This window comes from Limnohabitans sp. T6-20 (assembly GCF_003063505.1).
GTDB lineage: Bacteria > Pseudomonadota > Gammaproteobacteria > Burkholderiales > Burkholderiaceae_C > Limnohabitans_A.
In genome coordinates this window covers 305,638-319,283 of the sequence record NZ_NERW01000003.1, presented here as the reverse complement: position 1 = coordinate 319,283, position 13,646 = coordinate 305,638, and the positions used below count along the sequence as shown (strand labels likewise).

Sequence of the window (13,646 nt, the reverse complement as noted above, 5' to 3'; positions counted from 1 at the left end):
ATAAAAATGGGATTGTTAAGCCTTGCCATCTGGATGCCGATTGCTTTCGGCGTCATCTTGCTGGCCTTCGGTCGTGACAGCCAAGCCCGCGCCGTGCGCTGGTTGGCCCTCATCGGCTCCATCGTCAGCTTTCTGGTCACATTGCCTTTGTATTCGGGCTTTCAGCTCGGCACCTCGGCCATGCAGTTCGTCGAAAAAGCCTCGTGGATTGAGCGCTTCAATGTGCACTACCACTTGGGCGTAGACGGCATTTCGCTGTGGCTGGTGCTCTTGACCGCGTTCATCAACGTGATCGTGGTCATTGCGGGCTGGGAAGTCATCACCCGCAAAGTCAACCAGTACATGGCCGCCTTCCTGATCCTGTCGGGTCTGATGATTGGCGTGTTCAGTGCACTGGACGGCATTTTGTTCTACGTCTTCTTTGAAGCCACGCTGATCCCGATGTACCTGATCATCGGCATCTGGGGCGGTCCAAACAAAATCTACGCCGCGTTCAAGTTCTTCCTGTACACCCTGATGGGTTCGCTGTTGACACTGATCGCCCTGATTTACCTGTACACCGCATCCAACGGCAGCTTCGATATCTTGACCTGGCACAAGCTGCAGTTGTCGGGCACCGTGCAAACGCTGTTGTTCTTTGCCTTCTTTGCGGCTTTTGCCGTGAAGGTTCCAATGTGGCCTGTTCACACCTGGCTGCCCGATGTGCACGTTGAAGCGCCTACCGGAGGCTCGGCCGTGCTGGCGGCCATCATGCTCAAGCTCGGCGCCTATGGTTTCTTGCGTTTCTCGATGCCCATCGCACCCGATGCGGCGCGCGAGTGGGGCATGTTCATCATCGTGCTGTCTTTGGTGGCCGTGGTCTATGTGGGTCTGGTCGCCATGGTGCAGCAAGACATGAAAAAGCTGGTGGCTTATTCGTCGGTTGCGCACATGGGTTTTGTGACTCTGGGCTTCTTCATCTTCAACCCGCTGGGTGTGTCCGGTGGCATTGTCCAGATGATCGCGCACGGCTTTGTCTCGGCGGCCATGTTCCTGTCGATCGGCGTGCTGTATGACCGCGTGCACTCGCGTGAAATTTCCAGCTACGGTGGCGTGGTCAACACCATGCCCAAGTTTGCCGCCTTTGCCTTGTTCTTTGCCATGGCCAACTGCGGTTTGCCAGGCACAGCCGGTTTCGTGGGCGAGTGGATGGTCATTTTGGGTGCCGTGAAGTTCAACTTCTGGGTCGGCTTGCTGGCGGCTTCGGCCTTGATCTTCGGCGCTGCTTACACCTTGTGGATGTTCAAGCGCGTGTATCTGGGTCCAGTTGCCAACGACGATGTCAAGGCGCTGACCGACATCAACGGCCGCGAGTTCCTGGTGATGGCCTTGTTGGCCGCAGCGGTGCTCTACATGGGCGTGTACCCCAAACCCTTCACCGACGTGATGGACACCTCGGTGGCCGACTTGCTCAAGCACGTTGCCATGTCCAAGTTGCCTTGAGCAGCGGACATTGAACGTTTAGCCTGATTAGAAGAATTGAGAGAACAGACATGATGGACACCTCCAGCTGGATGACGATTTATCCGGAGATCGTGTTGCTGGTCATGGCTTGCGTGATTGCGCTGGCCGACCTCTTCGTGAAAAGCCCCAAGCGCACAGTCACTTACGCCGTGACCTTGCTGTCATTGGGCGGTGTGGCCTGGTTACACGCCATGTATGCCGATGCGGGTCAAACACTTTACGGTTTTGGCCGTCTGGTGGTCAGTGACCCGATGGGCCATTGGCTCAAGTGCTTTGCGACCATTGCGGTCATGGTCACGCTGGTTTACTCGCGACCTTATGCCGCTGACCGCGACATGTTGCGTGGCGGTGAGATGTTCAGCTTGAGCATGTTTGCCTTGCTCGGCATGAGCTTCATGATCTCGGGCCAGAACTTCATCGTGATCTACTTGGGTCTGGAGCTCTTGACCTTGTCGAGCTATGCCTTGGTGGCGCTGCGCCGTGACCACACTCAAGCCACCGAAGCCGCCATGAAGTATTTTGTGCTGGGTGCCATGGCCTCGGGCTTTTTGTTGTATGGCATGTCCATGATGTACGGTGCCACGGGCAGCCTTGAGCTGTCGGCTGTCTTCAAAGCGGTGGCTTCGGGCCATGTCAACCACCAGGTCTTGGTGTTCGGTCTGGTCTTCATCGTCGCCGGTCTGGCGTTCAAGATCGGTGCCGTACCTTTCCACATGTGGATCCCTGACGTGTACCAAGGAGCCCCCACGGCAGCCACCCTCATGATTGGCGGCGCACCCAAGTTGGCGGCGTTTGCGATCATGGTCCGTTTGTTGGTCGAAGGCTTGCTGCCGCTGGCCTTTGACTGGCAGCAAATGCTGTCTTTCCTGGCCATTGGCTCTTTGCTGATAGGTAACTTGGCCGCGATTGCTCAGACCAACCTCAAGCGCATGCTGGCCTATTCGACCATTGCGCAAATGGGTTTCGTGTTGTTGGGCTTTGTGGCTGGCGTTATCAACGGCCAAACCACTTTGGCGGCCAACGCCTACAGCTCGGCCATGTTCTACATGGTCTCGTATGTGTTGACCACATTGGCGAGCTTCGGCGTGATCATGTTGCTGGCCCGTCAAGGCTTTGAAAGCGAAGAAATCACCGACTTGGCAGGTCTCAACCAACGCAGCCCGCTCTACGCTGGCGTGATGGCGATCTGCCTGTTCTCCATGGCCGGTATCCCGCCCATGGTTGGCTTCTATGCCAAGTTGTCGGTGCTGCAATCCTTGATCGTGTCCGGTCAGAGCTTCTACATTGGGTTGGCGATTTTCGCCGTGATCATGTCGCTGATCGGTGCGTTCTATTACCTGCGCGTCGTCAAGGTCATGTACTTTGACGAACCCGTCACCGCCACCACGGTGTCGGCCACGGCTGATGTGCGCGTGGTCTTGTCCATGAACGGTTTGCTGGTCCTGGTGCTGGGCATCGTTCCTGGTGCTTTGATGGCGCTGTGCGCAGACGCCATTGCCCGCATGTTGGCTGTTTGATCGGGCAACCATGATCACGGCTTGGCAAATTGGTTTGTTGATTGCGCTGGCTTTGCTGGCTGCCAACTTGCCGTTTGCCAATCAGCGCATTTTGCTGGTCGGCCCTTTCCGCAGCACCAAGTCACTGGCCATTCGGCTGGCTGAGTTGGTGCTGTTGTATTTTGTGGTGGGTACCGTGGGCTTGGCGCTTGAAAACCATGGTGGCCAGATCGCCCCGCAGGGCTGGGAGTTTTATGCCATCACCGGCACCATGTTTGTGACGTTGGCGTTTCCTGGTTTTGTTTACCGCTACCTGATGCACCGCAAGCATTGACCGCCTGCTTGCGCACTGTTTAGCATGTCTGACGATCATCTGATCGAACACCGGGTGAGCCAGGAAGAATTGCTGCATGGCAACTTCCTGCATGCTTTTCGCGACACCGTTCGCTTGCCCAACCAAAGCCTGGCCACCCGTGAATACGTGATCCATCCTGGCGCGGTGATGGTCATTCCGCTGCTGGAGACCCCCGATGGTTTGCGCTTGGTGCTGGAGCGCCAGTACCGTTACCCGGTGTCACAAGTGATGATCGAATTCCCCGCAGGCAAACTCGATGCAGGCGAAGACCCGTGGTTGTGCGCACAGCGCGAGCTGATGGAAGAAACCGGTTACACCGCTCTCCAGTGGGCGAGGGCGGGCGTGTTGCATCCGGTGATCGCGTATTCGACCGAAGTGATCGAAATCTGGTTTGCCAAAGATCTGACTTTGGGCGAACGTCAATTGGACTCTGAAGAGTTTCTGGACGTCTTCACCGCCACGCCCAGTCAGTTGATGGCTTGGTGTCGTGATGGCCAGGTGACCGATGCCAAAACCCTCACCGGGGCGCTCTGGTTGCAAAATATGCGCAGCGGCGATTGGCCGTTGACTTGGCAGACCTTGCCCTGAAACCCCTCCGATGAAAGTCCTGGACCTCCAATGTGCGCAGGGCCACAGCTTTGAAGGCTGGTTTGGCTCGCAGGGTGACTACGACGCACAACGTGCCCGAGGCCTGGTCACGTGTCCGGTGTGCAATGACAGCGACATCGTGAAGATGCTGTCTGCGCCGCGTCTGAATCTGGGGCATGGTGTGGCCCCAGTGCCGTCAGCAGCGCCTGCCTCTGACGCGCAAAGCGCAGGTGTCACTAACCCATCGGCATCGCTTGATCAAACGTTGCCCAGCCTATTGCCTTCAGACAAGCAGACCTTGCAGCAGATGCAAACGGCCATGCTGAACATGGTGCGCCATGTGATGGCCAACACAGAAGATGTGGGCCCTCAATTTGCCGAAGAGGCGCGCAAGATCCATTATGGAGAACGCGAAGAGCGCAACATCCGTGGTCAAGCTACCCGCGAAGAAACCGAAGCCCTGCTTGAGGAAGGCATTGACGTCATTCCCTTGCCTGTACCGGAAAACCTCAAAGGTTCGCTGCAATAATCGCCCAACACCTGACCTTGGCCTAGCTTGGTCCGGAATCCATCTGGGAGCGAGCCCTTGCTCGCGAATGTCAGCCAGAGCCATTGCAGGCATTCGGCCGCAGGGGCGACCGCCTACAGAGAAAAAACTACAAAAATGAAACACGCCCTGCACATCGACGACAGCGAAGTCGAGCTGACCGCCATCCGGGCGCAAGGGCCTGGCGGTCAAAACGTCAACAAGGTCTCCAGCGCCATCCAGCTGCGCTTTGACGTGGCGGGCTCGTCCTTGCCCGACGACGTCAAGCAGCGCTGGTTGCAGTCGGGCGACAGCCGCTTGACGCAAGAGGGTGTGTTCATCCTCAAAGCCCAAAAACACCGCACACAAGAAGCCAACCGTGTGGACGCCTGGGCACGTTTGTACGAAACCCTTGACCAATACGCCAAGCCCCCCAAACCCCGCAAAGCCACCAAACCCACTTATGGCTCGGTGCAAAGGCGGCTGGAGGGCAAGTCCATTCAATCCAAGATCAAAGCCTTACGCCAAGCCCGCGACTAAATGGCCATACCCGACACACTGTTACAGACAAGCGGAGAACCTAAAAAAAGCATTGTCAAAAAATGGGCTTGTCAAAAGTGCTGGAAAGTTAATTTTTACCACTTAGATATTCAAATTGCATGTGGAAGTCATTTTTTATTTGGGCGCGAAAATTGCTAATCAAGGTTATGACTGTGGAATTTTCGTCAATCTGTGGGTTCCTTGGAACCTGTCAGACCGACCCATCTTGATGCCATGACTCTTCGCGCTGTAACGACTTCTGTTCCGACTGCGTCCGAATCTTCGGACCGCGGCACGAGAGCGTCTGCGCGTTTGGGTGCAGATGGGGGGGCATTTTCCCAGACCTTGTCCAAGCTCGCACAGCAGGGCTCAGCGGTGACGGTGCGACCGGGTGACACGCTCAGTGGGTTGGTTCAAAAACGCTTACAGGACACGAATTCACCGCTGCAACTCTCGGCTGACCAGTTGTACCGGGTTGCTCTCAAGGTGGCTGCAGACAACGGCATTCCCAATGCCAACCTGATCTATCCTGACCAACGCATTGATTTGTCTTCGACCGAATCGATGGCCATGGCCGAAGCTTTGCAGCCTGACACACCCGTTGAGCGAGTGAGCACCGCCACCGTCAATCCCATGTTGGTCGCCAGTCGTTCGACGGGTGCATCAGACGGCTTGTCATCCACCGGACCTCGGGGGTTTCTGGCCCAACATGCCCAAGCTGCGCGTCAGGCGCAAGCCAGCAGCGGAATCCCGGCTACTTTCATGGTGGCGCAAGCGGCCCTTGAAACGGGTTGGGGGCGTCAGGAAATTCGGTTTGCGGACGGACGGACCTCGCACAATCTTTTTGGAATCAAGGCCGGAGCCAATTGGAAAGGGCCTGTGGCCGAGATATGGACGACCGAGTTTGTGAACGGATCAGCGCAAAAGGTGCGTGGACAGTTCCGGGCTTATGGCAGTTACGAAGAATCCTTCAATGACTACGCCCGCATGATCAGCCAGAACCCTCGCTATGCCAATGCCATGCGCAACTTGGGTGATCCCCAGGCGTTTGCGTCTTCTTTGCAGCAAGCTGGCTATGCCACCGCACCCAATTACGCCAATTTACTGACTTCGGTCATCCAGACCGCCCAGCGACTGCAAGACAGCATGCCCAACGTGGCTGCAGCTGTTCCTACTACGGCGCAGATGCTGAGTCTGCGTGGCGGTGGGGCAAGCGCTACACCTTTGAGTGCACTCAACACTTTGCCTGCCAGCACAGGTGCGCCCGTTAGCGGATCCAGGCAATGGCGGCAATCGCCATATGCCCATCTCGATGTAGCCAAAACGCTGCCGTGACGGACCATTGATCTCAGTGGTATGAGCCGGCTGGAGGCATTTGCAGGGGGCGTTGTAACAGGCGGAATAGCCGCTTTCAATCTTGCAGCAAGTTAAAAGCCACCGTTTGCACGCATGTTGCGGTCAGTTGCTGGCCATCGGCCTGCACCACATACCGCTGCGGCATGCTGCGCAACCAAGTGATTTGCCTTTTGGCCAATTGCCGTGTGGCAAAGATGCCGCGTTCGCAGATTTCGGCCTCGTTCCAACCTTCGTCCAGCCCTTGCCAGGCTTGGCGGTAACCCACACAGCGCATGGCAGGCAGGTCGGGGTTCAGATCGCCGCGTGCCTTGAGCAGCTTGACCTCGTCCAGAAAGCCTTGCGCCATCATTTGGTCAAAACGTTGAGCGATGCGTGCATGCAGCCAGCGGCGGTCGGTGGGCTCCAGACTGATGACAGGAATGTGCCAGTCCGGTGCCGAGGCTTTTGCACTTTGGTGAAACGACGACAAGCTTCGTCCGGTGGTCGTCCAAATCTCCAGGGCGCGTCCAATGCGTTGGCTGTCTGCGGGGGCCAGTCGGGCGGCTGTGGCTGGATCGACTAGTGCGAGCTCGGCGTGCAAGGCGGGCCAACCCAGCTGTGCGGCGCGTTGGGCAATCACTTGCCTTACCTCGGTGTTTGCCGCAGGCATGTCGTTCAGGCCTTCCAGCAGTGCTTTGAGGTACAGCATGGTGCCACCCACCAGCAGCGGTGTTTTGCCGCGAGCGCGAATGTCGCTTATCAGCCAAGTTGCGTCTTTGGCAAATTCGGCCGCGCTGTAGCTTTGCAGCGGGTCGAGGGTGTTGATCAGGTGGTGCGGCACGGCGGCCAATTCTTCCCGGCTGGGCTTGGCCGTGCCGATGTCCATGCCCCGGTAAACCAGAGCCGAGTCGATGCTGATGATTTCTGCGCCACCATGGGTTTGCAACGCCTCGGCCAAGGCCAAAGCGGCAGCGGTTTTGCCGCTGGCGGTGGGCCCTACGATGGCGATGGCATCCACAGGCCTGTCCGTGGGGTTGCGGGCAGTCATGACTGTCATGTGGGTTGGGTGGCCGTGCCCAAGGGCCGGCCATGACGTTGCACTGCGGTCCAAGCCACCAAGGTGATGAACACGGCCCACAGCAAGATGCCGTGTGCCAAGGCAAAAACAGGGCGGTTCATGTGCGTGCCCAGCCAGCCGCCCATAAAGAAAGCGCCCAGCATCATCAAAAAACCATTCAAGGCTGAGGCCGTGCCCGCGCGGTGAGGAAAGGGCGCGACCGCGCCACTTTGTCCGCAAGGCTGGTGCACACCGTGGCCCAGCATGAAGACGTACATCGGCCCCATCACGGCCCAGGCGCCGTACCAGTCTTGGCCCTCTCCTGCGTAGGCCAACGCCGCCATGCTCACGCCCCCGGTGATGGTCAGCACCGCCGCCACGCCCACGGTGCGGTGCACGCTGGTGCGCCGCAGCATCCAGCGGCACCAGAAGGTGCCCACGATGTAGGACAGCGACATGCTCAGCATGAGAAAGCCGTAGGCCGTTTTGCTGTAGCCCATGAAGGTGACAAAGACAAACGAGGAGCTGGCCAAAAAGGTGAACAAGCCCAGATAGGAGCCTGCCGACAGGGCGCACCAGGTGAGGAACACCGGGTTGCGCAGGATGTCGAGGTTGGCGCGAACGAGTGGCCCGGCCCGCAGCGCGTGGGGGTCGGGTCGCGCCAGGGTTTCCTCAAAACGCCAAAACAGCAAGGCCAGGGTGGCCGCGCCAAACACGGCGAGCATGAGCAAGGCGATGCGCCAGCCCAGCCAGTCGGTCAACATGCCGCCCAGCGGCGCGCAGGCACAGGCGATGATGCCCAACCCCGTCAGGCCTTGCGACATGACCGTGGCCCCTTGGGCTGGTTGGAACAAATCGCGCACCACAGCGCGTGCCGCCATGACGCCAGCGCCCATGGCCACGCCTTGCACGGTGCGACCGGTGATCAGCCAGGCCATGTCGGGTGCCAACGCGCAGGCCACCGAGGCGAGGGTGTAGGCGGCCATGCCCCACAGCAGGATGGGCCTGCGACCAAAGCGGTCCGACAGCGGCCCCCAAACGAGTTGCGACAGACCAAAGGCCAGCAGCAGCGCGGTGAGGGTGAGCTGGGCTTGGCCCATGCCCGCCCCAAAGCCTTGGGTGATGGCGGGCAGCGCGGGCAAATACAGGTCGGTGGTGACGGGTTGCAGGCCGAGCAGCAGCGCCAGGATGAGGACGATCAGTTTTGGGGACATGCCCTTCATCACCGGCCCCGCAAGAACAGCGCATCCAGATCCCGCATCGTCATCTGACGCCAGGTCGGGCGGCCGTGGTTGCATTGGTCGGAGCGTTCGGTCTCTTCCATCTGGCGCAGCAGGGCGTTCATCTCGTCGAGTGTCAGGCGGCGGTTGGCGCGCACCGCGCCATGGCAGGCCATGGTCGCCAGGATCTCGTTTTGGGCGCGCTGCACCACGGTGCTGGCGTCGTGCTGGGCCAGTTCGGCCAGCACGCTGCGGGCCAGCTCCACCGCATCGCCTTGCGCCAGGCTGGTGGGCACGGCACGCACGGCCAGGGTTTTGGCCGACAGGGGTGAGATTTCCAGACCCAGTTGCGCCAGCACCTCGGCGCAGCTTTCGGCTGTGGCCACTTCGGTCGGGTTGGCGGCAAAGGTGGCCGGGATCAGCAGCGGCTGGCTGGCGATGCGCGGGCCTTCACCGTCGGTGGTGTTGAGCTGGTTTTTCAGGCGCTCGTACACGATGCGTTCGTGCGCGGCGTGCATGTCCACCACCACCAGGCCTTGCTTGTTTTCAGCCAAGATGTAGACGCCGTGCAGCTGGGCGACGGCGCGGCCGAGCGGCCAGTCGCCTGCGGGCAGGGGTGTTGCAGGTGTGTTTGTATTTGTGTGGGAGCTTGCCCCTGCAAGCGAATACCCGTCAGCAGCAGGCGAGCCCGTTTCCATGTGGGCGCTTGCCCCTGCTCGCGAATTTCCTTCGGCCGCAGGGGCGGCCTCCCACATGCCTGTTGCCTCTGCGGCATGCGGTGCTGGCTGCCAAAGCGCCTTCAGATCGGCCATGGCCTGCTCGCCGTCCACGCGTGGGCGCACAAAATCGGCCGGTTTGTAGCTCGGGGCCGAAAAGGTTGACGGGCCGGGGCGTGACTCGAAAGCCATGCCGCCTTGCTGCCAGCTGGCCGATTCGGGCAGTGCTTTGGAGGCGGGCGCTTTCAGGTCGAAGTCGCTGGCTTGGTCGGCAGGTGCATCGCTCAGGTTTTGCGAACGGGGCGCGGACAGGGCGTTTTCCAGTGCGTGCCTGACGGCCTGGTGCACGGCCCGGCTGTCGCGAAAGCGCACCTCGATCTTGGTCGGGTGCACGTTCACATCCACCAGCGTTGGGTCGATCTGCATGAAGAGCGCATAGGCCGGTTGCTTGTGGCCGTGCAGCACGTCTTCGTAGGCGCTGCGCGCCCCGTGCATGACCACCTTGTCACGCACAAAGCGGCCATTCACATAAGCAAACTGGTGGTCGGGGCGTGAGCGGGCTGCGTCTGGCAAGCCCGCGCGGCCAATGACTTTGAGCGGCCCGGCGTTGTATTCGACGGCGATGGACTGCGCCACAAACTCTTCGCCCAGCACATCGGCCAGGCGCTGTTCTAGGCCAGCAGTGCCGGGGTGTACGCGCCACTGCTCGACCAGCTTGCCCTCGTGCCAGATGGCAAAGCCCACATCGGGGCGGGCCAGGGCGTGGCGGCGCACGGCCTCGATGCAATGTGCCAGTTCGGTGCTGTCGCTTTTCAAAAATTTGCGGCGGGCGGGCGTGGAGAAAAACAACTCTTTCACTTCCACGGTGGTGCCCACGGCGCGGGCCGCCGGGCGTATCTCGCCTGTGCGGCCGTCCAGTGCAAAGGCGGTGGGCTGACCATCCATGCGCGAGAGCAAGGTGAGTTCAGACACCGAATTGATGGCCGCCAGCGCCTCGCCCCGAAAGCCCATGGTCATCACCGACTCCAGCTCGTCGAGGTTGCCGATCTTGCTGGTGGCGTGGCGTTTGAGGGCGGTGGCCAGCTCGTCCGGGGCAATGCCGCCGCCGTCGTCTTCCACCGAGATCAGCCGCGTGCCGCCGCCCATCAGGCGCAACGTGATGCTTTGCGCCCCTGCGTCCATGGCGTTGTCCACCAGTTCGCGCACGACCGAGGCGGGGCGTTCGACCACCTCGCCTGCGGCGATCTGGCTGATCAGTTCATCGGGGAGTTCGCGGATGGGGCGGCGCGCGGAAGCCGGGCTTTGTTCAGAGGTCACCGCCTGATTTTAGGGCTTGTGGCAGGTGACTTTTTGCGCCCTTGTATTCGTGGGAGGTCGCCCCTGCGGCCGAATGCTTTCATGGCCTGGAATGCAGGTGGTGGCCAAGCAGGCATTCGCGAGCAGGGGCTCGCTCCCACAAAGCCGTGTCATCGTCGTTCGTGAGGCCGGGGATAATCGGCGCATGGACATCTTGCTGCAACTCGTCGATTTCATCCTCCATGTGGACCGCCATCTGGAGGCCTTTGTGGGGCAATACGGGGCTTGGGTGTATGCCTTGTTGTTCCTGATCATCTTTGTCGAAACTGGGCTGGTGGTCATGCCGTTTTTGCCGGGTGATTCGCTGCTGTTCATCGTGGGGGCCATGTGCGGGGCGGATTTGATGAGCCTGCCGCTGGTCATGGGCTTGCTGCTGGTGGCGGCCATTTTGGGTGACCAGACCAATTACACGATTGGGCGCTACTTTGGCCCCAAGGTGTTCCAGTGGGAAAACTCCCGGTTTTTCAACCGGCAGGCCTTTTTGCAAGCCAATGCCTTTTATGAAAAGTACGGCGGCATCACCATCGTGCTGGCCCGCTTCATGCCGTTCATCCGCACCTTTGTGCCCTTTGTGGCGGGCGTGTCTGAGATGACGCGCAGCAAGTTCACGCTGTTTAATGTGGTGGGCGGCGTGATCTGGGTGGTCGGCCTGACGCTGGCGGGCTACCTGTTTGGCAACTTGCCTTTTGTGCAGACGCACCTGAGCAAAATCATCTGGGCACTCATTCTGGTACCTGGGTTGATCGCGATTTTTGGCGCCTGGAAGGCCCGCAGGGCTGCTTGATATGAGAGGGCGATGTGGGGCCGCTTCGACCGAAGGGTTGTGTGACTTCTGGGCTTGAATCTCGCGTTTCTGGTTCGCACAGATTCGCGAGCAGGGGCTCGCTCCTACAAGGAATGGCGCACAAGGGACGTTGGAAAAAGCATTGAGCCTTGCCTGGCCTGTTGTAGGAGGCTGCCCCTGCAGCCGAATGCCTGAAGTGGCGCTGATCACATTTGTGAGCAGAGGCTCGCTCCCTCCAATGACTTGTGTGCCTGCCTCAGCCCTGAAAACTTTGCACTTCCGCCCAGCTCGGCGGCTGACAGCCCTGCCGGGTGCAGTTGATCGCCGCAGCTTTCATCGCGTGTTCCAGCGTCGAAGCCACGCGGGCAGCGGCATCGTCGGCTAGCAAGGCCCAGTCGGCCAGGGTGTTGCCCCAGAAGGTGTCGCCGGCGCCCACGGTGTCGGCCATGGTGATGCGGGGCACTGGCAGGCTGTGGTGCTGGCCTTCGATGTCGAGGTAAGCGCCTTCGCCGCCAAAGGTCAGGGCCACCCGACTCAAAGCGCCTGCTGGCGCTCCCGCGCGCAGCTCGCGCACCAGACGCGCCGATTCGCCGATGGCGACTTTTGCAAAACCCATGGTCTCCAAGTCTTCGTCGCTGGCTTTGAGCCAGTCGGTCAGGGCGATGATGTCGCGCAGGGCTTGCACGTATTGCGCGAGATCCCCCGCCACTTTGGGGCGCAGGTTGATGTCCACGCTGATGGTCCAGCCCAGCTCGCGGGCGGCTTTCAGGATGGCCACGATTTTGTTGTGCTCGGGCGGGATGAGCAGCAGCGAGCCGGTGTGCAAAATGCCTGGCCGCTCTTGCTGGCGCAGCAAGGCCACGATGCCGTCCACGCTGTAGTCGCGGTCGGCAATGCCTTCGCGGTAAAAACCGTAGCTCGGTTGCCCGTCGGTCACTTGCACCACGGCCAGTGAGGTGGGCAGACGCGAGCTGCCGCCCGGCAATGACACGCCGTCTTTTTGCAGCAGCTGGGCCATGCCCTGTCCAAACAGGTCGGTAGACAAGGGGTTGAGGTAAGCCACGCGGGCCCCGCGCAGGGCGGCAGCGCGGGTCATGTTGAAAGGGCTGCCGCCCATGAGCGGCAAGAGCCGCCCGTCGGGCTGGGCAATGCAGTCCATCAGGGCTTCGCCCAATACAAAAATTGGCGTGGTCATATCAGCGGGTGGTACTTATTTCTTGAGCAAGTGCTTGCGGCGCACCACGTCAATCCAGACGGCCACAATGACAACGGCACCGATGGCCATCATTTGCTTGAATTGCGAGACTTCCATCAGGTTCATGCCGTTGCGGATCATGGTGATCAGCACCGCGCCCAGCAAACTGCCCCAGATGCTACCGCGCCCGCCAAACAAAGAGGTGCCGCCCAAAATCACGGCGGCGATCGCGTCCAGCTCAAACATTTGCGCCATCTTGCCGCTCGAAGAATCCATGCGGGCCATCAGCACAATGGCGGCCAGCGCGCAGCAGAGGCCTGAAATCACATAAACGCCCAGCTTGTACCAGCGGATGTTGATGCCCACCTGGCGTGCGCCCATTTCGTTGGAGCCCATGGCGTACACATAACGGCCGATCTTGGTGCTCGACAGCACGAAGGCCATGACGACAAAGAAGAGGCCAGTGATCAGCGTGGGCATGGGCACGCCCAGCACATCACCGTAGCCGATGAAGGGGAAGGGGTCGGGCAGGCCCGCATTGTCAAAACCGCCCGTGAGATCAAACGCCAGACCGCGCCACAGCGTCAGCCCACCCAGCGTGACGATGAAAGCCGGAATGCCGACGAAGGCCACCAGGTAGCCGTTGAACAGGCCCACCGCCGCACCGATGGCCAGCGCAGCCGGCATGGCCAGGTAAGGGTCAACGCCCATTTTGATCATCATGTGACCGGCCACCGCACCGGCCAGTGCCGTGAGGGCACCCACGGCCAGGTCCACGCCACCCGTCAGGATCACAAAAGTTTGTCCACCCGCGAGCAAGGCGATCACCGAGGCCTGCACCAGGATGTTGGACAGGTTGCCGGTGGTCAGAAAGTAGGGTGAGGCGAAGGTGAGCAAAACGCCCAATACAAGCACTGCAACCAGTGCGCCGTACCACTCTTGGCGGGTGATGGATTTCATGAGTTTTCTCGGTAT

13 protein-coding genes are annotated in these 13,646 nt (G+C 60.2%); 8 read left to right on the top strand and 5 right to left on the bottom strand.

Features of this window, described 5'->3' with window-relative positions; translation table 11 throughout:
• Window positions 1-6: 6 nt before the first annotated feature.
• From B9Z33_RS12230 to flgJ, 7 genes are all read left to right on the top strand, one after another.
• On the top strand, window positions 7-1,482 hold the full coding sequence (locus tag B9Z33_RS12230) for an NADH-quinone oxidoreductase subunit M (RefSeq protein ID WP_108287315.1): 1,476 nt from the start codon (window positions 7-9) through the stop codon (window positions 1,480-1,482).
• 50 nt (window positions 1,483-1,532) lie between these two features.
• A complete protein-coding gene (gene nuoN / locus B9Z33_RS12225; RefSeq protein WP_108287314.1) occupies window positions 1,533-3,020 on the top strand; it encodes an NADH-quinone oxidoreductase subunit NuoN in 1,488 nt (495 codons plus the stop codon).
• A 10-nt stretch (window positions 3,021-3,030) separates the two neighbouring features.
• Window positions 3,031-3,333 carry a DUF2818 family protein gene (locus B9Z33_RS12220; protein ID WP_108287313.1) on the top strand — a complete coding sequence of 101 codons (303 nt, stop codon included), beginning with the start codon at window positions 3,031-3,033 and terminating at the stop codon, window positions 3,331-3,333.
• 24 nt (window positions 3,334-3,357) lie between these two features.
• Window positions 3,358-3,942, top strand: a complete 585-nt coding sequence (locus B9Z33_RS12215) for an NUDIX domain-containing protein (protein WP_108287312.1) — start codon at window positions 3,358-3,360, stop codon at window positions 3,940-3,942.
• Window positions 3,943-3,952: 10 nt separating this feature from the next.
• Window positions 3,953-4,471, top strand: a complete 519-nt coding sequence (locus tag B9Z33_RS12210; RefSeq protein ID WP_108287311.1) for a DUF1178 family protein — start codon at window positions 3,953-3,955, stop codon at window positions 4,469-4,471.
• 135 nt (window positions 4,472-4,606) lie between these two features.
• On the top strand, window positions 4,607-5,008 hold the full coding sequence (arfB, locus tag B9Z33_RS12205) for an alternative ribosome rescue aminoacyl-tRNA hydrolase ArfB (protein WP_108287310.1): 402 nt from the start codon (window positions 4,607-4,609) through the stop codon (window positions 5,006-5,008).
• Window positions 5,009-5,242: 234 nt separating this feature from the next.
• Window positions 5,243-6,343 (top strand): flagellar assembly peptidoglycan hydrolase FlgJ, encoded by a 1,101-nt coding sequence (gene flgJ / locus B9Z33_RS12200; protein WP_233252817.1) that lies wholly within the window; start codon window positions 5,243-5,245, stop codon window positions 6,341-6,343.
• A gap of 76 nt (window positions 6,344-6,419) precedes the next feature.
• On the opposite strand, the gene miaA is transcribed toward flgJ, so the two are convergent.
• From miaA to mutL, 3 genes are read right to left on the bottom strand one after another with little or no spacing between them, the layout of a single operon-like run.
• Entirely contained in the window at window positions 6,420-7,391 is a 972-nt protein-coding gene (gene miaA, locus B9Z33_RS12195; protein WP_233252816.1) for a tRNA (adenosine(37)-N6)-dimethylallyltransferase MiaA, read from the bottom strand.
• 5 nt (window positions 7,392-7,396) lie between these two features.
• Window positions 7,397-8,614, bottom strand: a complete 1,218-nt coding sequence (locus tag B9Z33_RS12190; protein WP_108287859.1) for a multidrug effflux MFS transporter — start codon at window positions 8,612-8,614, stop codon at window positions 7,397-7,399.
• 8 nt (window positions 8,615-8,622) lie between these two features.
• A complete protein-coding gene (gene mutL / locus B9Z33_RS12185; RefSeq protein ID WP_108287308.1) occupies window positions 8,623-10,653 on the bottom strand; it encodes a DNA mismatch repair endonuclease MutL in 2,031 nt (676 codons plus the stop codon).
• Window positions 10,654-10,837: 184 nt separating this feature from the next.
• Here mutL and B9Z33_RS12180 point away from each other — a divergent pair, with 184 nt between their 5' ends.
• Window positions 10,838-11,476, top strand: coding sequence for a DedA family protein (locus B9Z33_RS12180; protein ID WP_108287858.1), 639 nt, complete (start codon window positions 10,838-10,840; stop codon window positions 11,474-11,476).
• A 256-nt stretch (window positions 11,477-11,732) separates the two neighbouring features.
• On the opposite strand, the gene B9Z33_RS12175 is transcribed toward B9Z33_RS12180, so the two are convergent.
• Both B9Z33_RS12175 and B9Z33_RS12170 read right to left on the bottom strand, forming a co-directional pair.
• Window positions 11,733-12,671 (bottom strand): PfkB family carbohydrate kinase, encoded by a 939-nt coding sequence (locus tag B9Z33_RS12175; protein ID WP_108287307.1) that lies wholly within the window; start codon window positions 12,669-12,671, stop codon window positions 11,733-11,735.
• A 15-nt stretch (window positions 12,672-12,686) separates the two neighbouring features.
• The gene (locus tag B9Z33_RS12170) at window positions 12,687-13,631 is read right to left on the bottom strand and encodes an ABC transporter permease (protein WP_108287306.1); all 945 of its coding nucleotides are present in this window, start codon (window positions 13,629-13,631) and stop codon (window positions 12,687-12,689) included.
• Window positions 13,632-13,646: the final 15 nt, after the last annotated feature.